The organism is Streptomyces sp. NPDC090045, from assembly GCF_044747975.1.
Classification (GTDB): domain Bacteria; phylum Actinomycetota; class Actinomycetes; order Streptomycetales; family Streptomycetaceae; genus Streptomyces.
In genome coordinates this window covers 1-23,027 of the sequence record NZ_JBIVFA010000029.1, presented here as the reverse complement: position 1 = coordinate 23,027, position 23,027 = coordinate 1, and the positions used below count along the sequence as shown (strand labels likewise).

Here is a 23,027-nt window from a genome sequence, read left to right as displayed (position 1 = left end):
GGCGCCCACCTCGCCGCGCCCGGACCCAGCCTAATCGCGCCCCGACATCACTGTCCGCCCCCCTCAGGGGCCTTGGTCAGTCGATGCGCCGGGCTCCGCCCAGCAGGCCCGTCTCCGTTTCCGTCCCCTGGGTCATCACGAACTGCCGGTCCCGTGGCGTGCACCACAGCGTCACTCCGTCGCCCAGCGTCGGCAGGGACGCCACCGCCTGCCGGGGCAGCCGCATCAGACGGCCGATCTGCTCCGCCTCGTCCGGGGACACCCGCTGCACGCCCACCAGCGACGACTGCTGCAGCAACCGCGGCGCCGTCAGGCTGAGATACGGCAGCAGGGTCAGCACCGACTGCCACGGCCCGGCCACCACGCGCCCGCGCGGCGGCCGCATCCCGCAGTCGCGGACCACCAGCACCGGGCTGCCCGCCGAGGCGCCCTGCGGCGGGACCCGGCCCACCTCGTGCAGGGTCACGCACGGCTGCCCGCCGCCCGCCGCCTGGGCCAGCCCGGACCACACCTGGCTGCGCCCGGTCTCCACGGCCACCCGCGCGCCCGTGGCCGCCGCGCGCAGCGCCAGCACCTGAGCCGTCCACAGGCCGCCGATCAGCGTCACCTCGTACGGAGTCGGCCGGTTGATGCCGAGCACCGCGGACCGGCCCTCGGCGTCCACGCCGATGACGACCCCGTCGTCCCCGACGGGCAGCGCCAGTGCGTCCAGGTCCGCCGAGGGCACCACGTGCCGTTCCCGCCGCGGGCCGACCAGCCCGAAACCGCCCCTCATCGCGCCCCTCCCAGCGGCAGCGAGGCCAGCAGCCCCGGCACCTGTTCACGGTCGAGCCGGACCAGCCCGGCCTTCACGCCCCGCGCCGTCCGCTCCAACTCCCGCCGCGCCGCGACGAGTTCCTCGTCGCTGCGCCCGGTCACCCGTACGTGTCCGGTCAGGGTCACGCCCTGTCGCTCCGCCGGGGCCACCGTCAGGCTGAAGTTCGTGGCGAGCGCGGGCAGCGAGGTCAGCAGCGCCACGAACTGCGGCAGCGCCGCCGCGCCCGAGCCGCCCAGCTGCGGCCAGCGGCCTATCCAGTACGTCGTGTGCCGCCGGTCGTCGCAGCGCCACGTCCGCGGGGTCTCCTCGGTGCGCCGCCCGGTACTGGCCGACCGCCCGGCCTGGGTGATCGCCATCGGGTTCGCGCACGAGGACGTGGCCAGCGCCGCAGTCAGCTCCTGCTCGGTCAGCACGGTGGCCGTGAACCCGGCCCCGGCCAGCCGGCTCGCCAACTGGTCGGCCGCGCGCACCACGCACCGCTGCGCCCCCGCCAGCCCGCCGCCGCGCGCGGTGACGGCCTCGGGGCACAGCTCCGGGTCGAGCTTGAGGGCGATCCACGTCAGGCGCACCGCCGGAGTTCCCGTCCGGGCCTGCAGCGGCGCGTAGTTGAGGGTGGCCATCGACCGGGCCGGCAGGTGCGGCGCCGGCGCCGGCTGGGTGTGCTGCACCAGCTGCGCCGACTCCAGCCGGATGCCGTCCACTTCGAGGATGTCCCGTACGAGGCCGAGCGGCAGCGGACGCGCCGCCCGGTCGGGCCGCAGCGCGGTGGCGTCCGTGTCCACCTGGACGACCGCGGTCAGGAAGGTCCCGTCGCCGATCATCCCGACCGGACGCCGCTCGCGGTCGCTGAACGTGAGCGTGCGCAGCGCCGGATCGGCCTCGACCAGCGGGGCCAGCCCGGGCTCGGTGCCCGTGGGCACGACGAAGGAGGCGGCCCGGCCGCGACGCGAACGCAGTGCGAGCGCGCCGCCGATCCACTCCGGCAGGGAGCGCTGGTGGCGGCGTACGACCGCGAGCACCACCAGCACGAGCGCGAGCACGCCGACGGGGACCAGCAGCATCGGTTCGACCACCCAGGCCACCAGCAGCGCGGCCGCCGCGACTTGGAGCAGTACGAGCTGTTGCAGTCGGAACGGACCGAAGCGGCCAGGGCTCGACTTCGGCTGCGGCGTCACCCCGCCGCGGGCGGGTGCGGGCGCGGGTGCGCCGGTCTGCGGCTCCGTCGCGGTTGCCATCACTCGCGCACTTCCCCTCTCTCCCCCGGCCACGCTGAGTGGTGCCCCCAGGGTCAGAACCCATGAGTCCGGGCGTTGTGCGTCACTGCCGCACGACCCCGGAGTCTCCCCGATCCACCTCAACAAACCCTGATTACCCCGGTGCGGGAGGCGCTGAGCGGCTGCCTCACCCTACCCGGCCCGTGCATACCGTCCGTCAAGAGGCATAGTAGGTGCCCGGTCCGACAATCGAGGCCCTGGGACCGTACTCACCGGCCGGGCCGTGCGGGGAGAAACAGGCGGTCATGGCATCACGACGCGATGAGCTCAACGCGTACACGTTTGCGAAGCGGCGCACGGTGGCCGCGTTCCTCCAGCCCTCCGCCACGGGGACCGAGGAGGGCGCGCCGCGCCCGCTGCGCGCGGTCCTGCCGAGCCTGATCGTCGGCGCGCTCGTGCTCGCCGGATTCGGCGCCTGGGGCATGTTCAAGCCGACCGCCCCCAAGGGCTGGGCGGAGCCCGGGACCAGGGTCATCGTCGGCAAGGACTCGACGACCCGGTACGTGGTCCTGACCACGAAGGTCAACGGCAAGGACCAGACCCGGCTGCACCCGGTGCTGAACCTCGCCTCCGCCCGACTCCTGCTGGATCCGCAGAAGTTCAAGGTCATCACCGTCGAGGACAAGGTCCTCGACGGGGGCAAGCCGCCGCGCGGGCCCATCATCGGCATCCAGTACGCCCCCGACCGGCTCCCCTCCAAGGAGGACGCCGGCAAGGCCAAGCGCTGGGCCGTCTGTCAGCAGCCGGGCGGCAACGGCCGCGGCGTGCAGACCGCCACCTTCGTCCTCGCCGACCGCGAGGCGGCCAAGACGGACGACGCCCGCAGGCTCACCGAGACCCAGTCGCTGTACGTGCAGGGCACCGGTCCGGGCAAGGAGCGCTACCTGGTCGACCGGACCGGGACGAAGTACAAGTTCCCGGAGGGCACGCCCGCCGCCGGGACCATGACCAACGCCCTGGTCGGCACCGGCGCCACCCCGCAGCAGGTCACCCCGGAATGGCTGGGGACCCTCAACTCCGGCGACGACCTGGCCTTCCCGCCGCTCCCCGGCAAGGCCGGCGCCAACGCCGACGTGAAGGGCCTGACCACCGCCGACAACAAGGTCGGCATGGTGCTCAAGGCCCAGACCGGCTCCGGCGCGCAGCACTACGTGGTGCTGCCGGGGAAGGTCGCACCGGTCTCCGACTTCGTGGCCTGGCTGCTGATCTCGGCGCCCGCGACCGACGGCCTCAACATGCACGGCAAGGCCCGCGAGGTCGACCTCCAGTCGCTCAGCCCGGACGCCGCCCCCTTCGCCGGCGACGTCAAGTGGCCGCAGGAGAAGACCGACCGGATCAACCAGACGGCGCCGGCCGCCGGCACCCAGACGGGCAGCGGCTCCAACAACCGCGACACCGTCTGCAACGTCCTGCGCTCGGTCGACGGCCAGGGCAACCAGACCCTGAGCACCTGGGCGGGCACCGGCTTCCCCATCGACATCACCGCCAGCGGCACCAGCGCCTACGTCACCCCGGGCTCGGGGCTGCTCTACACGCAGGTCCAGGGCAAGCAGACCACGGCCGGCGGCTCCCTCTTCCTGGTCACCGACACCGGCCTGCGGTACGCCGTCCAGGCCAACGGGGACAGCGACGCCGAGAAGTCGAAGATCGGCGCGCCCGACCAGGCGAAGAGCGGCACCGCCGACGGCCGCCCCGAGGCCAGCCAGGCGCAGCTCCGCCTCGGCTACGGGGGCATCACCCCGGCCATGGTGCCCATCGCCTGGTCGGAGTTCCTCTCCAAGGGCCCGCGCCTGGACACCAACTCCGCCCGTCAGCCCCAGGGTTCGTGAGGAAGCCGCCGATGCCCCAGTCCCAGAAGCCCCGGCCCGGGCTCCTCGCCGCCGCCTTCGCCCTCACCCTGGTCACCGGTGGCGCGGGCGCGGCCGCCGCGGCCGAAACGCCCGCGCCGCACGCCCCGTACGCCCTGCGCCCCGACGGCGCGGGGGAGTGCACCTTCCCCATGAAGAAGCAGATCGAGGACCGCCCCTGGGCCCTGCAGCGGCTGCTGCTCGACGAGCTCTGGGCGCAGACCAAGGGCAAGGACAAGAACGGCGCCGGCGTCCGCGTCGCCGTCATCGACACCGGTGTGGACCGGGTGAACCCGCAGCTCAGCGGCGCCCTCGACACGGGCGCCGGCAAGGACTTCGTCGACCCCAAGGGCGGCGACGGCACGAGCGACACCATCGGCCACGGCACGAAGGTCGCCGGGCTGATCGCGGCCCGCCCCCAGCAGGGCACCGGTTTCGTCGGCCTGGCCCCGGACGCCACGATCATCCCGATCCGGCAGAACGACGGGCAGGGCAAGGGCAACGCCCTGTCGCTGAGCCAGGCGATCGACCATGCGGTGTCCAAGGGCGCCCAAGTGATCAACATCTCCCAGGACACCGACGCACAGCTGACCGCGGACTCCGAGCTCGCCAAGTCGGTCCAGAAGGCCCTCGCCGCCAACGTCGTGGTCGTGGCCTCGGCCGGCAACGACGGCATGAGCGGCGAGAAGCGCAAGACCTACCCGGCGGCCTTCCCCGGAGTGCTCGCCGTCGGCGCCTCGGACCGCAACAACGAGCGCGCCCCGTTCTCCCAGCCCGGCGACTTCATCGGGGTGGCGGCGCCCGGCGTCGACATGGTGTCCACCGTCCCGGGCTTCGGGCAGTGCATCGACAACGGCACCAGCTTCTCCGCCCCGTACGTCGCCGGGGTCGCCGCCCTGCTGCGCGCCGAGCACGGGGACTGGTCCGCCGAGCAGATCGTCTGGCAGATCCAGAACACCGCCGAACGTTCGGTCAACGGCCACGACGACTACGTCGGTTGGGGCATCGTCGACCCGGTGCGCGCGCTCAGCCACGACCAGGAGGCCCCCAGGGCCCCCGTCCCGGACCCCGGCCCGCCCCCGGCGACGGCCCCCGAGGCGGCGGCGCTGCAGCTCACCGAGACGGCCCAGGAGCGTGCGGAGAGGTTCGGGACGTACGCTCTCGGCATCGGCGCCGTCCTGATCGCCGTCATCGCGGGTACCGCGACGGTCATCCGGGACGCACGCGGACGCCGACGCCGTTTGCAGTGAACGGTCACAGCTCGTCAACCGAAGCGGCCCACCTGTGTTGGGGCTGGTCGCTGAACTGGCTAGAGTGACACCAGGCTTCACGAGTGTGATCGGGGAATCGCGTGGAGCGGAGGGGGACGCCCGAGGGCGCGTGGCTCACAACCGCGCCGGGGCGGTGTCCGCTCCGCCACGCAATCCGCCGGTTCCGCCGGCGAATTGAGAAGTAAGGAGCTTCGTATGAGCACGAACACTTTCGGACTTGCAGACACTCCGGTCGTCAAGGCGAAGACCAAGATCGAAGAGACGGCCGATGCCGTCTCCAGGCAGGCCCGCGAGATGGCCGACATCCTTGAAACCGTGAGTGCCGGCTGGACCGGTGTCGGTGCCGACGGGTTCAAGCGAGCCCAGGTGCTGCTGAACCGTGACCACGACGATATCCGTCGTCTGCTCCGCGTCCTGCACAACGCGGTGTCCCAGACCAAGAACCTGACCAACGCCCAGGACGACGAGGTGCAAGCGGCGTTCAGGCAGGGGATCAAGGCCTACGGTGCAAGCACCTCGGGCCTCAACAACCTCTGACCCACGTCGTTTTCAGGTAACCCGCTCAGCGAGAAGGAGAAGCACATGGCTGCCGACGACGGCCACACCAAGGTCCGGTATGACAGCGTCCAGCAGATGGCCAACCGCCTCCGCCAGGTCTCGAGGCACATCATCGAGGACCTGGACGCGATGGAGCGGGCAGTGACGGTCGTCACGGACACCTGGGACGGCGAGGCGCACGGCCAGTACGTCGATCTCCAGAAGAAGTACCGTGACAAGGCCGACCACATGAAGGACATGCTGGAGAACGTCGCCCAGCTCATCGAGCGCGGCAAGGACGACTACCGCGCCACCGACAAGCGGGCGTCGAGCCTGTTCACCGAGGCCTTCTGAGCCCGGTCGCCGACAGGTCCGCACACGCCGAAGGGGCGCGCCCACACCGGGCGCGCCCCTTCGGCGTTGTCCTGCGGTCCTCTCAGGGACGGTGCCGGTCGAGGTCGAACTCGCCGTCCCTGGCCCCCAGTACGAAGGCCTCCCACTCGGCGGCCGTGTAGCGCAGCACCGTGTCCCGGTCCAGAGAGGACCGCATGGCCACCGCCCCCTCGGGAAGCCGGGCGATCTCGACCCGCTCCTCGTCCGGGCTGGTCCCGGGCGGCCCCTCCCACTCCACGCCGCTGATGTCGAGCGCGTACAGCTCGTCCTTCTCCTGCTGAGTGCCCATGGGTGGCCTCTCCCTCGGTGGCGCGTGTTCACCGCCGATTATCGGTGCTGCGCCGCCGACCGGGAGAGGTTTCCACCCGATCCTTCCCGGTCGCCGGCCCCTGACAGGTGTCCGGCCACCGGGAAGGCGATCACATCTGGCCCGGCATCCGCCCGAGCTGCACCAGCGACGTCCCCCGCCTGCGCGAGGCGAAGTACGCCCGGCCCGGCGGCATCGGACGCGGCCGCACGGTGCCGACGAGGTCGCCCTCGGACGGGTCGCCGGACAGGACGATGCCCTGCGCGCCCAGCTCCTTGATGCGCTGCATGAACGGCTCGTACATCGAACGCGAGGCACCCGCCGAGTTGCGGGCGATGATGAAGCGGACGCCCGTGTCCCGTGCGAACGGCAGGAACTCCACCAGCGGCGCCAGCGGATTGCCCTGACTGGTGGCCACCAGGTCGAAGTCGTCGATCACGATGTACACGTCCGGGCCGGTCCACCAGCTCCGGTCGCGCAGCTGCTGCGGGGTGACGTCGGTCGGCGGCTGCCGGCGCGAGAACACCCCGCCCAGCGCCTCCATGTGCATCTGCAGGGAGCTCGCCATCGGCGCGTACTCCAGCAGGTGCTCCTCCGGCAGCGCCCCGAGCAGGCTCCGCCGGTAGTCGCCCACGACCAGCCGCGCCTGGTCCGGCGTGTAGCGTTCGGCGATCTGCTTGGCGATGAGCCGCAGCAGGTTCGTCTTCCCCGACTCGCTCTCGCCGAACACGAGGAGGAAGGGGTCGGACTCGAAGTCGACGAAGACCGGCTCCAGGTCGCTCTCGTCGATGCCGATCGCGATCCCGCGGCCGGGGAACTCCCCGCCCTTGGGCAGCTGGTCCGAGTGGAGCAGCCGCGGCAGCAGCCGTACGCCGGGAGCCGCCGGGCCCGACCAGTTCTGCTTCACCGCCTCCACGAACGCCGTCGTGGCCTCGGACAGGTCCCCGGCCTCGTGCGAGCCGTCGATCCGCGGGAGCGCGCCCAGGAAGTGCAGCTTCTCCGCCACCTGCCCGCGGCCCGGCATCCCGGGCGGGACGTTCGCCGCGACCTTCCGGTCGAACTCGGAGTCCATCGTGTCGCCGAGCCGCAGCTCCAGCCGGCTGAGCATCTGGTCCTTGAGCGCGGCCCGCACCTCCATGTAGCGCGCCGCCGTGATCACCACGTGGATGCCGTAGCCCAGACCGCGGGACGCGATGTCCGTGACGATCTGCTCCAGGGCCTCGTACTCGCCCTTGAAGTTGCCCCAGCCGTCGACGATCAGGAACACGTCGCCCCACGGCTCACCGGGCATGTCGCCCGCCGCCCGGCGCCGCCGGTAGGTGCCGATCGAGTCGATGTTGTTCGCGCGGAAGAACTCCTCGCGGCGGTTGAGGATGCCACCCACCTCCGCGACCGTACGCCGTACCCGCTCCGGGTCCAGACGCGAGGCGATCCCGCCCACGTGCGGCAGCTCGGCCACCGCCGACAGGCTGCCACCACCGAAGTCCAGTCCGTAGAACTGCACTTCGCGCGGGGTGTGGGTGAGCGCGAAGGAGGAGATCAGCGTCCGCATCAGCGTCGACTTGCCCGACTGCGGACCGCCGACGACCATCATGTGGCCCGCCGCACCCGAGAAGTCCCGGTACAGGACCTCGCGCCGCTGCTCGAAGGGCTTGTCGATGAGGCCGAGCGGCACCACGAGCCCGCCGGGGCGCGTGTACCCGTCCGCGTGCAGCCCGCGCTCCGCGCTCGGCGCCAGCGCCGGCAGCAACTGGTCCAGCGGCGGAGCCTGGTCGAGCGGCGGCAGCCACACCTGGTGCGCCGGCACGCCCTGACCCTCCAGCCGGCTCACGATCACGTCGAGCACCGTGTCCGCGAGCGCGTCGTCCTCCCGCGGCGTCTGCGCCGCCAGGTACGCCGGGTCCGGAGCCGCGTACACCACCGGCACCGGGGTCGCCGTGAACAGCGCGGGACGCCGCTCCACCGGGAACAGCCCCACCGACAGGTCCGGCCCGCCCGAGCGGTAGGTGCCCGACACGTACGCCGCCTTGAAGCGGGTCATCTCGTCCGTACCGAACTTCAGGTAGCCCGAACCGGGCACCGACGGCAGGTGGTAGGCGTCCGGCACGCCGATCGCCGTCCGAGACTCCGCCGCCGAGAAGGTCCGCAGACCGATCCGGTACGACAGGTACGTGTCCAGACCGCGCAGCTTGCCCTCCTCCAGCCGCTGCGAGGCCAGCAGCAGGTGCACGCCCAGCGACCGGCCGATGCGGCCGATCTGGATGAACATGTCGATGAAGTCCGGCTTCGCCGTCAGCAGCTCGCTGAACTCGTCGATGACCAGCACCAGCGAGGCCAGCGGCTCCAGCGGGGCGCCCGCCGCGCGGGCCTTCTCGTAGTCGTGGATGTTGGCGTAATTGCCCGCCGAACGCAGCAGCTCCTGACGGCGCTGCAGCTCACCGCGGATCGAGTCGCCCATGCGGTCCACGAGCGTGAGGTCGTCCGCCAGGTTGGTGATGACGGCCGCCACGTGCGGCATCTGCCCCATGCCGGTGAAGGTCGCACCGCCCTTGAAGTCGGCGAGCACGAAGTTCAGCGTCTCCGAGGTGTGCGTGACCGCCAGACCCAGCACCAGCGTGCGCAGCAGCTCCGACTTGCCGGAACCGGTCGCGCCCACGCACAGACCGTGCGGGCCCATGCCCTCCTGCGCCGCCTCCTTCAGGTCCAGCATGACGGGGGCGCCGCCCTCGCCGACACCGATCGGCACGCGCAGCCGCTCACCGGCCGACCTCGGCCGCCAGGTCCGCGCCACGTCCACCGCTGCCGCGTCGCCCAGGTTCAGCAGGTCCGTGAAGTCCAGGTTGGCGAGCAGCGGCTCGTCGTCGTCCCCGCCGCCCGTGCGCATCGGCGCCAGCTGCCGGGCCAGCGCCTCCGCCGCGGGCAGCGACAGCGTGTCCGGGACGCCCTCGTACGCGACCCCGCCGCCCGACTCCAGGCGCAGCCGGCCCGGCCGCACCACGACCGACAGCCCGCCGCGCGGCTCGTCCAGCTCGCCCGCGACCACCTCGACGATGGTGACGCCCTGCAGCCCCTCGGCCGCCGCGAACACCGAGTCCGGCGGCACCATGCCGCCGTCCAGCACGACCACCAGGTGCGGCTGGTCCAAGACCGGGGAAACGTCCCGACTGAACCGGGGCCGGCCCTCCAGCCTGTTCCCCAGCAGCCCCTCCAGCTCGGCGAGGTCGTCGCCGAACAGCCGCTTCGTACCCGCCCCGTCGACCTGACCCGGGACCTGCGTGTGCGGCAGCCACTTCGTCCAGTCCCAGGAGGGCAGCGCACCCGGCGCGGCCACCACGGCCACCACCAGGTCCTCGGGGGAGTGCAGGGTCGCCAGCTGCGCGACCATCGCCCGCGCCGTACTGCGCGCCGAGTCCGGCTCCCCGGAAACCGTCACGTGGTAGAACGCCCGGATCGACAGCGCCACCGGTAGCCCGTCCAGCGAGGAGTGCACCTTCAGGAAGCGCTGCATCGCACCCGCGGTCAGCGGCTCCAGCTCGTCCACCGGCGCCGTCTCCGGCGCCACCAGCGGGGTCGCCAGCCGCTGCGCGCCCAGCCCGAGCCGGGCCTGCCCGAAGTCCGGGTCGCCGACCCGCCGCTCCCAGAGCCGCGAACCCTCCGCCACCACCGACCACAACTGCTCCGGCGCCGGGTGCAGATAGAGCTGCGCGTCGCGCTGCGCCCGCGCGGTCCTGCGTACCTGACGGCGCGTCTGCGCAAGGTACTTGAGGTAATCCCGGCGGACGTCGGCCATTTGCCCCTGCGTACCGCGCCGGTGGCGCACCAGCTGGGCGACGACCATGGCGACGGTCGAAACGAGCATCAGCACACCCATGATGCGCATGAACGGTGCCGCGCCCGGCATGAAGAAGAAGACGACGGAAGAGCCCATGCCGAGCATCGGCAGGAGCTGCATCAGCATGCCCTCCTGCTGCCCGCGCGGAAGTTCGGGCGGAGCTTCCAGCCGCAGCTCGTCCGAGGGAACCTCGGGCGGCAGGGACCGCGGCGGGCGTTTGACGACGATCTGGCTCACCGGAGAATCAATCCCTCGAAAACGGACGGGACGTCGTAACCGGCGCCCCCAAGTCCCGGGCGCGAAGGGGGTTCCCCCACGCGACGGTGATCCTACTTGCCGACAGTAGGGCCAGGCGCCCGGTAGGGTGGCGCGCGCATCATGCGCATCCGCGAATCGTCCGCCGGTGCGGGCACCAACCAGGGGAGTCTCACAGGTGAGTACGGCCGCAACGACGGGCTTCTGCAGGGTCACCGTCGTGGCTCCCGACAGCCGGATCGACGTTGCCCTCCCCGAGGACATCGCCGTCGCCGACGTCTATCCCGAGCTGCTGCGCCTCACCGGCCAGACCCAGCCCGTGGGTGCCCCGACCGGCTTCCACCTCGTACGCCGCTCCGGCACCGTCCTCGACGGCGCCCGCACCCTCGCAGCGCAGCAGGTCCTCGACGGCGAGGTGCTCAGCCTGCGCCCCTTCGCCGAGTCCCTGCCGCCCGCGGTGTTCGACGACGTCTCCGACGCCGTCGCCTCCGCCGTCGTCCGCGACCGGCACCGCTGGAGCGACGACATGCTGCGCGGCGCGGGCCTGGCCGGCGCCGCCGTGCTGCTCGTCATGCTCGGCTTCGTCCTCTGGTACGCCGACCCGGTCCGCCACGACATGCACGGCCTGCCCGGGATCATCGCCGGGGCCGTCGGCGTCCTGCTCACCGCCGTGGCCGGCGTCCGGGCCCGCGTCTACCGCGACCGCCTCTCCGCAGTGGCGCTCGGCCTCGGCGCCCTCCCGCACCTGCTGATCGCCGGCTCCGGGATCATCGCCCCGGCCGTCGGCGAGGGCCCCGGCCGGCTCCAGTTCCTGCTCGGCTGCGTCTGCGTCCTGGTCGCCTCCGTCGCACTGGTCGCGCTCACTCCCAGTGGCGACGCCCCCTTCGTCGCGGCCACCTTCGTCGCCGCCACCGGAACCCTCGCCACCTTCACCGCCATCGTCACCGAGGCGTCCGCGACCTACACCGCCGCCGTCTGCGCCCCCGTCGCCATCGGGCTCGTCGCCTTCCTCCCCGGCCTCTCCGCCCGCTTCGCCCGGCTGCCGATCGGCTACGCCGCACCGCAGAGCGCCACGGATGAGTACACCGACTACGCGGCGACCCCGGACCGCTACGAGACAGAGCCGTACGGTGACCAGTCCGGCTCCGACCAGCCCGAGGCGGCCGGCACCCCGCTCGACGCCGAGGCGATCGCCGCCCAGGCCCGCCGCGGCCACGAGATGCTCCTCGGCCTGGTCGGCGGCTGCGCCGCCGTCGCCGTCGCCTCCGCCGCCGTCCTCGGCTTCTCCGACAACACCTGGGGCCGCCTGCTGGCCCTCGCCACCGGCCTCGCCATGCTGCTGCGGGCCCGCCTCTTCCGCTACACCTCCCAGGTGGTGTGCGCCCTGGCCGCCGGTCTCGCCGCCATCGCCCTGCTGATCCTGGGCATGGCGCTGCACCCGCCGGTCGACCTGGTCGAGGCCCTGGTCCTGGAGCAGGACAGCAGCGGTCTGGACCTCCGTACGATCTGGCTGACCGCCGCCGTCGCGGCCGGCGCGGCCCTCCTCGCGGGAATTGCGCTTGTCATCCCGAGCAAGGGCCTGTCACCCTTCTGGGGAAGGCTGCTCGACCTCACCGAGGCGGCGGTCCTGCTCAGCCTGGTCCCCCTGACCCTGGCCGTGCTGGACGTTTACTCCCGGGCCCGCGCTCTCACCAGCTGAGACGTCGCGTCCCGGCAGCCTGGTACGCTGTGTGACGGCCGTTTGTGTACGCGTCCCCCGGATCCTCTCCCAAGGGTCTGTGGACTGCGCTCAGCGGACCCCGCCTCCCGAGTAACGGAAGCTCCCCAGAGACTCAGACCTGGGGCACTCGGTGGCAACGAAGACCTAAAACGAGGAGTACGCGTGCCGCTCGACGCCGCTACGAAGAAGCAGATCATCACCGAGTTCGGTGCCAAGGAGGGCGACACCGGCTCCCCCGAGGTCCAGGTTGCGATGCTCTCCCGCCGCATCTCGGACCTGACCGAGCACCTCAAGACGCACAAGCACGACCACCACTCCCGTCGTGGTCTGCTGATCCTGGTCGGCCAGCGTCGCCGCCTGCTGCAGTACCTGGCCAAGAAGGACATCCAGCGCTTCCGTACGCTGGTCGAGCGCCTCGGCATCCGCCGCGGTGCGGCCGGCGCCAAGTAACACGCCGTGAAGGGAGCGGTTCCCACATCAGGGGGCCGCTCCCTTTGCTGTACGTGCGCACCGGACCGGACCCTTTGTAGTCTGGAACGGACGCACGTGCGCGTCTGAGGAAGACGCGCACAACTGAAGAGGAGGAGCGCCCTCCCACGCCGCCGGTCCTCGGTAGTGGCACCCGGAATGCCCCAGGGGGGGCAACGAACCGGATGCTTCGATCGAAGACCGGCCCGCACGCCAGGAGCGCTTCTCCGCAACCGTCCACCGCCACACGGGCGGCGGACGGAGACGACGAAAATGGAGAAAACGCTAGTGGAGAACGAGACCCACTACGCCGAGGCCGTCATTGACAACGGTTCCTTCGGCACCCGCACCATCCGCTTCGAGACGGGCCGTCTGGCCCGCCAGGCCGCCGGCTCCGCCGTTGCCTACCTGGACGACGACACGATGGTGCTGTCCGCCACCACCGCGTCGAAGAAGCCCAAGGACCAGCTCGACTTCTTCCCCCTGACGGTGGACGTCGAGGAGCGGCAGTACGCGGCCGGCAAGATCCCCGGCTCCTTCTTCCGTCGTGAGGGCCGGCCCTCCGAGGACGCGATCCTCACCTGCCGCCTGATCGACCGCCCGCTGCGCCCGTCCTTCAAGAAGGGCCTGCGCAACGAGATCCAGGTCGTCGCGACGATCATGGCGCTCAACCCCGACCACCTGTACGACGTCGTGGCGATCAACGCCGCCTCCGCGTCGACCCAGCTGGCCGGCCTGCCCTTCTCCGGCCCGATCGGCGGCGTCCGCGTCGCGCTGATCCGCGGCCAGTGGGTCGCCTTCCCGACGCACACCGAGCTCGAGGACGCCGTCTTCGACATGGTCGTCGCGGGCCGCGTCCTGGAGGACGGCGACGTCGCGATCATGATGGTCGAGGCCGAGGCCACCGAGAAGACCATCGCCCTCGTCAAGGGCGGCGCCCAGGCGCCGACCGAGGAGATCGTGGCCTCCGGCCTCGACGCCGCGAAGCCCTTCATCAAGGTCCTCTGCAAGGCCCAGGCCGACCTGGCCGCCAAGGCCGCGAAGCCCGAGGGTGAGTTCCCGGTCTTCCTGGACTACCAGGACGACGTGTACGAGGCCCTCGCGGCCGCCGTCAAGGGTGACCTCTCCCAGGCGCTGACCATCGCGGGCAAGCAGGACCGCGAGGCAGAGCTGGACCGCGTCAAGGAGATCGCCGCCGAGAAGCTCCTCCCGGCCTTCGAGGGCCGCGAGAAGGAGATCTCCGCCGCCTACCGCAGCCTGACCAAGGCCCTGGTGCGCGAGCGCGTCATCAAGGACAAGGTCCGCATCGACGGCCGCGGGCTCACGGACATCCGTACCCTCGCCGCCGAGGTCGAGGCCATCCCGCGCGTGCACGGCTCGGCGCTGTTCGAGCGTGGCGAGACCCAGATCCTGGGCGTCACCACCCTCAACATGCTCCGCATGGAGCAGCAGCTGGACACCCTCTCCCCGGTGACCCGCAAGCGCTACATGCACAACTACAACTTCCCGCCGTACTCCGTCGGTGAGACCGGCCGCGTCGGTTCGCCGAAGCGCCGCGAGATCGGCCACGGCGCGCTCGCCGAGCGCGCGATCGTGCCGGTCCTCCCGACCCGCGAGGAGTTCCCCTACGCGATCCGTCAGGTGTCCGAGGCCCTCGGCTCCAACGGTTCGACGTCCATGGGCTCGGTCTGCGCCTCCACCATGTCGCTGCTGAACGCCGGTGTGCCCCTCAAGGCCCCCGTCGCCGGTATCGCCATGGGCCTGATCTCCCAGGAGATCGACGGCAAGACCCACTACGTCGCCCTCACCGACATCCTCGGTGCGGAGGACGCCTTCGGCGACATGGACTTCAAGGTCGCCGGCACCAAGGAGTTCGTCACCGCGCTCCAGCTGGACACCAAGCTCGACGGCATCCCGGCCTCCGTCCTGGCCGCCGCCCTCAAGCAGGCCCGCGACGCCCGCCTCCACATCCTCGACGTGATGATGGAAGCGATCGACACGCCGGACGCGATGTCCCCGTTCGCCCCGCGGATCATCACCGTCAAGATCCCGGTGGACAAGATCGGTGAGGTCATCGGCCCCAAGGGCAAGATGATCAACCAGATCCAGGAGGACACCGGCGCCGAGATCACGATCGAGGACGACGGCACCATCTACATCGGTGCCGCCGACGGCCCGGCCGCCGAGGCCGCCCGCGCCACGATCAACTCGATCGCCAACCCGACCATGCCGGAGGTCGGCGAGCGCTACCTGGGTACGGTCGTCAAGACCACCACCTTCGGTGCCTTCGTCTCCCTCATGCCCGGCAAGGACGGCCTGCTGCACATCTCGCAGATCCGCAAGCTCGCCGGTGGCAAGCGCGTGGAGAACGTCGAGGACGTGCTCGCGGTCGGCACCAAGGTCCAGGTGGAGATCGCCGAGATCGACCAGCGCGGCAAGCTCTCCCTGATCCCCGTGATCGACGGCGAGGCCGCCGGCGACGACGCTGACAAGGACGACTCCGACAAGTGATGTCGCGTAGTTCCCGTGTGACGGCCCGCCCCTCTTCGGAGGGGCGGGCCGTCGCCCGTACCCAAACCCTCCTCAAGGGCCAGAACGGCATCGGCACCGTCCGGCGCACGGTCCTGCCCGGCGGACTGCGCATCGTCACCGAGACGCTGCCCTCCGTCCGCTCCGCCACCTTCGGCATCTGGGCGCACGTCGGCTCCCGTGACGAGACGCCCACGCTCAACGGCGCCACGCACTACCTGGAGCACCTCCTCTTCAAGGGCACGCACCAGCGCAGCGCCCTCGACATCTCCTCCGCGATCGACGCGGTCGGCGGCGAGATGAACGCCTTCACGGCGAAGGAGTACACCTGCTACTACGCCCGGGTGCTCGACACCGACCTGCCGCTCGCCATCGACGTGGTCTGCGACATGCTCACCGGCTCGCTGATCCGCGAGGAGGACGTCGACGCCGAGCGCGGAGTCATCCTCGAAGAGATCGCGATGACCGAGGACGACCCGGGCGACATGGTCCACGACCTGTTCGCGCAGACCATGTACGGGGACACCCCCCTGGGCCGCCCCGTCCTCGGCACCGTCGACACGATCAACGCCCTCGGCGCCGACCGGATCCGCCGCTTCTACAAGAAGCACTACGACCCGACCCACCTCGTGGTGGCCGCCGCCGGCAACGTCGACCACAACAAGGTCGTCCGCCAGGTCCGCGCCGCCTTCGAGAAGGCCGGCGCGCTCGGCCGCACCGACGCCGAGCCGATCGGCCCGCGCGGCGGGGCCAAGCGCATCCGCACCGCCGGCCGCGTCGAGCTGGTGAACCGCAAGACCGAGCAGGCCCACGTGGTCCTCGGCATGCCCGGCATCGCCCGCACCGACGAGCGCCGCTGGGCGCTGGGCGTGCTGAACACCGCCCTCGGCGGCGGCATGTCCTCCCGGCTCTTCCAGGAGGTCCGGGAGAAGCGGGGCCTCGCCTACAGCGTGTACTCGTACACCTCGGCCTTCGCCGACACCGGCCTCTTCGGCGTGTACGCGGGCTGCCGGCCCAACCAGGTCCACGACGTGCTCCGGATCTGCCGCGACGAGCTCGACAAGGTCGCGACGGAGGGCCTCGCGGACGACGAGATCAAGCGGGCCATCGGCCAGCTGTCCGGCTCCACCGTCCTCGGCCTGGAGGACACCGGCGCGATCATGAACCGCATCGGCAAGAGCGAGCTGTGCTGGGGCGACCAGATGTCGGTCGACGACATGCTGGCCCGGATCGCCGCGGTGACCCCGGACGACGTCCGCTCGGTCGCGCAGGATGTACTGGCCCAGCGGCCCTCGCTCGCGGTGATCGGCCCGCTGAAGGAGAAGCAGGCCGCCCGTCTCGACGAAGCGGTCGCCTAGTTCCGTACGTGAGTAAGGAAGCAATATGAGCAAGCTGCGCGTGGCAGTCCTCGGCGCCAAGGGCCGCATCGGCGCCGAGGCCGTCAAGGCGGTCGAGGCCGCCGACGACATGGAGCTGGTGGCAGCCCTCGGCCGCGGCGACAAGCTGGAGACGCTGGCCGAGGCCGGCGCCCAGGTCGCGGTCGAGCTGACCACCCCGGCCTCGGTGATGGGGAACCTGGACTTCCTCATCCGCCACGGCATCCACGGAGTGGTCGGCACCACCGGCTGGACCGAGGACCGCCTCGCCCAGCTGAACACCTGGCTCGCCGGCTCCCCGGAGACCGGTGTGCTCATCGCCCCGAACTTCTCCATCGGCGCCGTCCTCACCATGAAGTTCGCCGCCCAGGCCGCCCGCTACTTCGAGTCCGTCGAGGTCGTCGAGCTGCACCACCCGAACAAGGTCGACGCCCCCTCCGGTACGGCGACCCGTACGGCGCAGCTCATCGCGGCCGCCCGCGCCGAGGCCGGCCTCGGCGCGCAGCCCGACGCCACCGCCACGGCCCTCGACGGGGCCCGTGGCGCGGACGTCGACGGCGTCCCGGTGCACGCCGTCCGCCTGCGCGGACTGCTGGCCCACCAGGAGGTGCTCCTCGGCGGCGAGGGCGAGACCCTGACCATCCGTCACGACTCCCTGCACCACAGCAGCTTCATGCCGGGCATCCTGCTCGGCGTGCGCCGCGTGACGCAGACCCCGGGCCTCACGTTCGGCCTGGAACACTTCCTCGACCTGGGCTGACCGGACTGATTTCACGATGCGCGCGAAGATCACGTACTTCCTCACGGCCGCCGTCCTGGTCGTCTACTTCGTCCTGGTCGGCAGCCGGGGCCTGATGCTGATCCAGCACGGCACCTGGCTCACCGTCACCTTCGGTGTGGCCGTGCTGATCCTGCCGGTCATCGGCGTCTGGTTCCTCTGGAAGAACACGCAGTTCGTCACCAGGGCCAACCACCTCGCGACCGAGCTGGAGGCCGAGGGCGGACTGCCCGTCGACGAGCTGGAGCGGGACGCGTACGGGCGGATCCTGCGGGACTCCGCCGACGAGGTCTTCGCGCGCCGCAAGGCCGAGACCGAGGACGCGCCGGGGGACTGGCGCAGCTGGTTCCGGCTCGCGGTCGCCTACCACGACGCCCGGGACACCCCGCGGGCGCGCAAGGCCATGCAGCGGGCCATCGCCCTGCACGACAAGAAGCCCGTACAGGTCTGATCCCTGTACGGGCTTCCCGGGCGCGCGGCGGCGGATCAGGCGGGCACGGGCCGGTACTCGTCGACCCAGGCACCCACGGTGTCGGCCGCCCGGTCGAAGGCCTCGGCCCGCGACAGGAAATCGGCGTTGTGGTCGGTCAGCAGCACCGGCACGGCCGGCTCCGCGCCGTCGCACCGGGACATCGTCAGCGCCTGCCCCTGTACGGTCCTCGGCAGGCCGAGCCAGCGCACCGGCTGCTGCACCGTACGGACCTCGGCGATCTCGCTCCACTTGACCGTGCGGGTCACGAAGAACCCCACGTGGCGCAGTCCCGTACGGCTCACCCACACGCCCGCGCGCAGCGTCTGCACCGCCGACCCGACGACCGCGAGGGCGGCCGCCAGGCAGACGCAGGCCCCGCCCCACGCACCCGCGAAGGCGATGATCATCGTGGCCAGCAGCATGAAGGCGGACAGCAGGAGCAGCAGCGCGGCGATGGCCACGCGCCAGGGGCCGGGCCGGTAGGGGCGGCGCCAGCGGTCGTGGTCGGCATGGGCCAGGACCTCGTCGTCGTCATCCGCATCGGATGCGCCGTCGGCCGTCAGGAAGGGCAGGGGCACGGCTGGACCTCACTCACATGCACGTTCGGTTGGACTGTGCCCGTGAGGCTACCGCCCCTCGGACGCCTCCGACTGCTGCGACTTCTCCGGCGCCTTGTTCGGCTGCAGCGCGGGCATGCCGAAGAGCAGTGAGCCGGCGAGCCCCGCAACCACGGTCAGTCCGACCAGACTACGGGCGGCCATCTGGGTCCGGCTCAGACGCTCGCGCGGCGGCGGAGTGACGTTGCTTCGGAAACGGTCGGCCTCGGAGACGAAAGCGAACGGGACGGCTTCGCGCCGGAGGAACATCAGAGCGAATCTCCTCGGGATGGTGGGGTGGGGGTTCTGCCCTGTAGGACGAACGAGCCGGTCAATCGGTGCCGGATTTCGGGACATTCACCAGATTTCATGGCTGTGCGTCAGCTGTGAGGGGTCCGCCGTGAGCGTGCGATTGCGCGAGGACCCGTGAGGGGCGCCGTAGAGTGGGCGCGCCCCAGGAACGCACGTTTGGAAGGACCCCCGGTGAGCGAGACCGCCGCTTCAGATCTGAAACCCAGCTTCCGCAGTGACGTGACGGTGGAGCTGGTGAAGCACTCCGCCGCCGACTCCGACGTGCTGTGGGCCGCGCGCGTCTCCACGGCCGGCGAGCAGTCCCTGGAGGAGCTGCAGAAGGACCCGGAGCGTTCCAAGGGCCTGATCAACTACCTGATGCGCGACCGCCACGGCAGCCCCTTCGAGCACAACTCGATGACCTTCTTCATCAGCGCCCCGATCTTCGTCTTCCGGGAGTTCATGCGCCACCGCGTGGGCTGGTCGTACAACGAGGAATCGGGCCGCTACAGGGAGCTGGAGCCGGTCTTCTACGTTCCGGACGCCGAGCGCAAGCTCGTCCAGGAGGGCCGCCCGGGCAAGTACGTCTTCGTCGAGGGCACCCGGGCGCAGCAGGAGCTCACCGGCCGCGTCATGGAGGACTCCTACGTGCGGGCCTACGAGGCCTACCAGGAGATGCTCGCCGCGGGCGTGGCCCGGGAGGTTGCCCGTTCGGTCCTGCCAGTCGGTCTTTTCTCCTCGATGTACGCCACCTGCAACGCGCGCTCGCTCATGCACTTCCTCGGCCTGCGCACCCAGCACGAGCTCGCGGCCGTGCCCTCCTTCCCGCAGCGGGAGATCGAGATGGTCGGCCAGAAGATGGAGCAGCACTGGGCGAAGCTCATGCCGCTCACGTACGCGGCCTACAACGGCAACGGCCGCGTTGCCCCGTAAGGCCCGTTGCTCCAGCGGCGTACAGATGTGCTGCGTCAAGTCCGAAGTGTCCGTATTGCGACGTTTCGTAAACTTCATCTAGGCTGATCAAACGGACCCGGCACTGCTTGAACCCCCGAGCAGGCAGTGCCGGCGTCCAACACCTCCCCCCGGCCGCCGCCGGGCGGCACACCCCGTTGACGTCCCCCGAGGGGACACTGCGAGCATGGCAGCGAGTAGCGTGTTACCCATGGCTCCGATCTCGACTCCGCAGACCCCCTTCGGGCGGGTCCTCACCGCCATGATCACGCCGTTTACGGCGGATGGCGCACTCGACCTCGACGGCGCGCAGCAGCTCGCCGTCCACCTGGTGGACGCAGGCAACGACGGCCTGATCATCAACGGCACCACCGGTGAGTCGCCGACCACCACCGACGCGGAGAAAAACGACCTCGTACGAGCCGTGCTCGAAGCCGTCGGAGACCGCGCCCACGTGGTCGCCGGCATCGGTACCAACGACACCCGCCACACCCTGGAGCTGGCCCGCCAGGCCGAGCGCACCGGCGCCCACGGCCTGCTCGCCGTCACCCCGTACTACAGCAAGCCGCCGCAGGAGGGCCTCTACCGGCACTTCTCGGCCATCGCGGACGCCACCGAGCTGCCGGTCATGCTCTACGACATCCCCGGCCGCAGCGGTGTCCCGATCGAGACGGAAACTCTCGTCCGGCTGGCCGAGCACCCCCGTATCGTTGCCAACAAGGACGCCAAGGGCGACCTCGGCCGCGCCAGCTGGGCCATCGCACAGAGCGGCCTGGCCTGGTACTCGGGCGACGACATGCTGAACCTGCCGCTCCTGTCGGTCGGCGCGGTCGGCTTCGTCTCCGTGGTCGGCCACGTGGTCACCCCAGAGCTGCGCGCCATGCTGGAGGCCCACCTGGGCGGAGACGTCCAGAAGGCCGCCGAGATCCACCAGAAGCTGCTCCCGGTCTTCACCGGCATGTTCCGCACCCAGGGCGTGATCACCACCAAGGGCGCGCTGAACCTGCAGGGCCTGCCCGCGGGCCCGCTCCGGCTCCCGCTGATCGAACTGACCGCCGAAGAGACGGCGCAGCTCAAGATCGATCTTGCCGCCGGCGGGGTACAGCTCTGACAACAGACTTCACAACTGAATAAGCACGACGAACAAATACAGAACAGACAACAGCAAGTGCACGAATGACATGCGCGCCACGTGCCTTCCGGGTACGTGGCGTGCGTGGTGAGGAGACACTTTTGAGCCATCCGCATCCGGAACTCGGTCCGCCGCCGAAGCTGCCCAAGGGCGGCCTCAGGGTCACCCCCCTGGGTGGTCTCGGCGAGATCGGCCGCAACATGACCGTCTTCGAGTTCGACGGTCGCCTGCTGATCGTCGACTGCGGCGTCCTCTTCCCCGAGGAGGAGCAGCCGGGCATCGACCTGATCCTGCCGGACTTCACGTCCATCCGGGACCGCCTCGACGACATCGAGGGCATCGTGCTCACGCACGGTCACGAGGACCACATCGGCGCCGTCCCCTACCTCCTCCGGGAGAAGCCGGACATCCCGCTGATCGGCTCCAAGCTGACGCTGGCCCTCATCGAGGCGAAGCTCCAGGAGCACCGCATCCGCCCCTACACCCTCGAGGTGAAGGAAGGCGAGCGCGAGAGCCTGGGTCCCTTCGACTGCGAGTTCATCGCGGTCAACCACTCCATCCCCGACGCCCTGGCCGTCGCGATCCGGACCCCCGCGGGCCTGGTCGTCGCCACCGGCGACTTCAAGATGGACCAGCTCCCGCTGGACAAGCGCCTCACCGACCTGCACGCCTTCGCGCGTCTGAGCGAAGAGGGCATCGACCTCCTCCTCTCGGACTCGACGAACGCCGAGGTCCCGGGCTTCGTCCCGCCCGAGCGCGAGATCTCCAACGTCCTGCGCACGGTGTTCGCGAACGCCCACAACCGGATCATCGTGGCCAGCTTCGCCAGCCACGTGCACCGGATCCAGCAGATCCTCGACGCCGCGCACGAGTACGGCCGCCGGGTCGCCTTCGTGGGCCGCTCGATGGTCCGCAACATGGGCATCGCCCGCGACCTGGGCTACCTGAAGGTCCCGGCCGGTCTCGTCGTGGACGTCAAGACCCTCGACGACCTGCCGGCCCACGAGGTCGTCCTGGTCTGCACGGGTTCGCAGGGCGAGCCGATGGCGGCCCTGTCCCGCATGGCCAACCGCGACCACCAGATCCGGATCGTCCCCGGCGACACCGTGATCCTGGCGTCGTCCCTGATCCCGGGCAACGAGAACGCGGTCTACCGCGTGATCAACGGCCTGACCCGCTGGGGCGCCAACGTCGTGCACAAGGGCAACGCCAAGGTGCACGTCTCGGGCCACGCCTCGGCCGGCGAGCTGCTGTACTTCTACAACATCTGCAAGCCGCGGAACCTGATGCCGGTCCACGGCGAATGGCGCCACCTGCGCGCCAACGCCGAGCTCGGTGCCATGACGGGCGTCCCGAAGGACCGCATCGTCATCGCCGAGGACGGCGTGGTGGTCGACCTTATCGACGGCAAGGCCCGGATCTCCGGAAAGGTCCAGGCCGGCTACGTGTACGTGGACGGCCTCTCGGTCGGCGACGTCACGGAAGTCCACCTCAAGGACCGCAAGATCCTCGGCGACGAGGGCATCATCTCGGTCTACGTCGTGGTGGACAGCAGCACGGGCAAGGTCGTCAGCGGCCCGAACATCCAGGCCCGCGGCTCCGGCATCGACGACTCGGCCTTCTCCTCGGTCATCCCGAAGATCGAGGAGGCCATCGCCCGCGCCGCGGCCGACGGCGTCGCCGAGCCGCACCAGATCCAGCAGCTGATCCGCCGCACGATGGGCAAGTGGGTCTCGGACGGCTACCGCCGCCGCCCGATGATCCTCCCGGTCGTCGTCGAGGTCTGAGCCTCGCCCTAACGGCCGAACGGGAGCGGGGCAACCGGATTTGCATCCGGGGGCCCCGCTCCAGTACGTTTACGTCTCCACCTCGCACGGCATCCGGGCACACACGTGTGTCCGGACGGTTCGCGCGAGCGGGTGTGAATCCAGACCAGGGAGACCTGATAAAGTCTGATCCGCCCGAAAGGGAAAGGCCCTCCGAAGGCCATCTGAATTCGAATCCAGCCGGAAACGGCCCGGAAAGAATCTGATAGAGTCGGAATCGCCGGAAAGGGAAAGCGCGAAAGCGCAGGAACTGGAAAGCGCCGAGGAAGTCGGGCCCGAAAGAGTCTGATAGAGTCGGAAACGCAAGAACAGAACGAAAGCCCGGAGGAAAGCCCGAGAGGGTGAGTACAAAGGA

19 protein-coding genes are annotated in these 23,027 nt (G+C 70.7%); 13 read left to right on the top strand and 6 right to left on the bottom strand.

Annotation, left to right across the window (positions count from 1 at the left end):
• Positions 1–76: 76 nt before the first annotated feature.
• Together ACIPYQ_RS40255 and eccE are read right to left on the bottom strand one after the other, a co-directional pair.
• Positions 77–775: a hypothetical protein gene (locus ACIPYQ_RS40255; RefSeq protein ID WP_401259573.1), complete on the bottom strand. Its 699-nt coding sequence runs from the start codon at positions 773–775 to the stop codon at positions 77–79.
• A complete protein-coding gene (eccE, locus tag ACIPYQ_RS40250; RefSeq protein ID WP_401259571.1) occupies positions 772–2,052 on the bottom strand; it encodes a type VII secretion protein EccE in 1,281 nt (426 codons plus the stop codon). The genes ACIPYQ_RS40255 and eccE overlap by 4 nt, the downstream gene beginning before the upstream one ends.
• 284 nt (positions 2,053–2,336) lie before the next feature.
• Between eccE and eccB the strand changes: the two genes are divergently transcribed.
• The 4 genes from eccB (at position 2,337) to ACIPYQ_RS40230 (ending at position 6,100) form a co-directional block, all read left to right on the top strand.
• Complete coding sequence (eccB, locus tag ACIPYQ_RS40245) at positions 2,337–3,920, top strand: type VII secretion protein EccB (protein ID WP_401259569.1); 1,584 nt, start codon at positions 2,337–2,339, stop codon at positions 3,918–3,920.
• An 11-nt stretch (positions 3,921–3,931) separates the two neighbouring features.
• Complete coding sequence (gene mycP, locus ACIPYQ_RS40240) at positions 3,932–5,188, top strand: type VII secretion-associated serine protease mycosin (RefSeq protein ID WP_401259567.1); 1,257 nt, start codon at positions 3,932–3,934, stop codon at positions 5,186–5,188.
• A 216-nt stretch (positions 5,189–5,404) separates the two neighbouring features.
• A complete protein-coding gene (locus ACIPYQ_RS40235; protein WP_401259565.1) occupies positions 5,405–5,746 on the top strand; it encodes a WXG100 family type VII secretion target in 342 nt (113 codons plus the stop codon).
• 45 nt (positions 5,747–5,791) lie between these two features.
• Positions 5,792–6,100, top strand: coding sequence for a WXG100 family type VII secretion target (locus ACIPYQ_RS40230; RefSeq protein WP_401259563.1), 309 nt, complete (start codon positions 5,792–5,794; stop codon positions 6,098–6,100).
• An 82-nt stretch (positions 6,101–6,182) separates the two neighbouring features.
• On the opposite strand, the gene ACIPYQ_RS40225 is transcribed toward ACIPYQ_RS40230, so the two are convergent.
• Both ACIPYQ_RS40225 and eccCa read right to left on the bottom strand, forming a co-directional pair.
• Entirely contained in the window at positions 6,183–6,428 is a 246-nt protein-coding gene (locus ACIPYQ_RS40225) for a DUF397 domain-containing protein (RefSeq protein WP_030708695.1), read from the bottom strand.
• A 130-nt stretch (positions 6,429–6,558) separates the two neighbouring features.
• The gene (eccCa, locus tag ACIPYQ_RS40220) at positions 6,559–10,515 is read right to left on the bottom strand and encodes a type VII secretion protein EccCa (RefSeq protein WP_401259561.1); all 3,957 of its coding nucleotides are present in this window, start codon (positions 10,513–10,515) and stop codon (positions 6,559–6,561) included.
• A 196-nt stretch (positions 10,516–10,711) separates the two neighbouring features.
• Between eccCa and eccD the strand changes: the two genes are divergently transcribed.
• The 6 genes from eccD to ACIPYQ_RS40190 all read left to right on the top strand — a co-directional run bounded on the left by eccD (position 10,712) and on the right by ACIPYQ_RS40190 (position 17,855).
• A complete protein-coding gene (gene eccD, locus ACIPYQ_RS40215; protein ID WP_401259559.1) occupies positions 10,712–12,232 on the top strand; it encodes a type VII secretion integral membrane protein EccD in 1,521 nt (506 codons plus the stop codon).
• Positions 12,233–12,415: 183 nt separating this feature from the next.
• Positions 12,416–12,703, top strand: coding sequence for a 30S ribosomal protein S15 (gene rpsO / locus ACIPYQ_RS40210; RefSeq protein WP_030011220.1), 288 nt, complete (start codon positions 12,416–12,418; stop codon positions 12,701–12,703).
• Between the two features lie 306 nt (positions 12,704–13,009).
• Positions 13,010–15,232, top strand: a complete 2,223-nt coding sequence (locus ACIPYQ_RS40205) for a polyribonucleotide nucleotidyltransferase (protein WP_319726368.1) — start codon at positions 13,010–13,012, stop codon at positions 15,230–15,232.
• Positions 15,229–16,608 (top strand): pitrilysin family protein, encoded by a 1,380-nt coding sequence (locus ACIPYQ_RS40200; RefSeq protein ID WP_361766143.1) that lies wholly within the window; start codon positions 15,229–15,231, stop codon positions 16,606–16,608. The genes ACIPYQ_RS40205 and ACIPYQ_RS40200 overlap by 4 nt, the downstream gene beginning before the upstream one ends.
• A 25-nt stretch (positions 16,609–16,633) precedes the next feature.
• On the top strand, positions 16,634–17,386 hold the full coding sequence (gene dapB, locus ACIPYQ_RS40195; protein ID WP_401259556.1) for a 4-hydroxy-tetrahydrodipicolinate reductase: 753 nt from the start codon (positions 16,634–16,636) through the stop codon (positions 17,384–17,386).
• 16 nt (positions 17,387–17,402) lie between these two features.
• Positions 17,403–17,855 carry a hypothetical protein gene (locus tag ACIPYQ_RS40190; protein WP_319726327.1) on the top strand — a complete coding sequence of 151 codons (453 nt, stop codon included), beginning with the start codon at positions 17,403–17,405 and terminating at the stop codon, positions 17,853–17,855.
• 35 nt (positions 17,856–17,890) lie between these two features.
• On the opposite strand, the gene ACIPYQ_RS40185 is transcribed toward ACIPYQ_RS40190, so the two are convergent.
• Both ACIPYQ_RS40185 and ACIPYQ_RS40180 read right to left on the bottom strand, forming a co-directional pair.
• Positions 17,891–18,454: a hypothetical protein gene (locus ACIPYQ_RS40185; RefSeq protein WP_401259554.1), complete on the bottom strand. Its 564-nt coding sequence runs from the start codon at positions 18,452–18,454 to the stop codon at positions 17,891–17,893.
• Positions 18,455–18,502: 48 nt separating this feature from the next.
• On the bottom strand, positions 18,503–18,742 hold the full coding sequence (locus ACIPYQ_RS40180; protein WP_327416746.1) for a hypothetical protein: 240 nt from the start codon (positions 18,740–18,742) through the stop codon (positions 18,503–18,505).
• A gap of 213 nt (positions 18,743–18,955) precedes the next feature.
• On the opposite strand from ACIPYQ_RS40180, the gene thyX reads away from it, so the two are divergent.
• From thyX to ACIPYQ_RS40165, 3 genes are all read left to right on the top strand, one after another.
• Positions 18,956–19,696: an FAD-dependent thymidylate synthase gene (thyX, locus tag ACIPYQ_RS40175; protein ID WP_361766132.1), complete on the top strand. Its 741-nt coding sequence runs from the start codon at positions 18,956–18,958 to the stop codon at positions 19,694–19,696.
• Positions 19,697–19,925: 229 nt separating this feature from the next.
• Complete coding sequence (gene dapA, locus ACIPYQ_RS40170) at positions 19,926–20,825, top strand: 4-hydroxy-tetrahydrodipicolinate synthase (RefSeq protein ID WP_401259552.1); 900 nt, start codon at positions 19,926–19,928, stop codon at positions 20,823–20,825.
• Positions 20,826–20,947: 122 nt separating this feature from the next.
• The gene (locus ACIPYQ_RS40165) at positions 20,948–22,633 is read left to right on the top strand and encodes a ribonuclease J (protein ID WP_361766126.1); all 1,686 of its coding nucleotides are present in this window, start codon (positions 20,948–20,950) and stop codon (positions 22,631–22,633) included.
• Positions 22,634–23,027 lie beyond the last annotated feature (394 nt).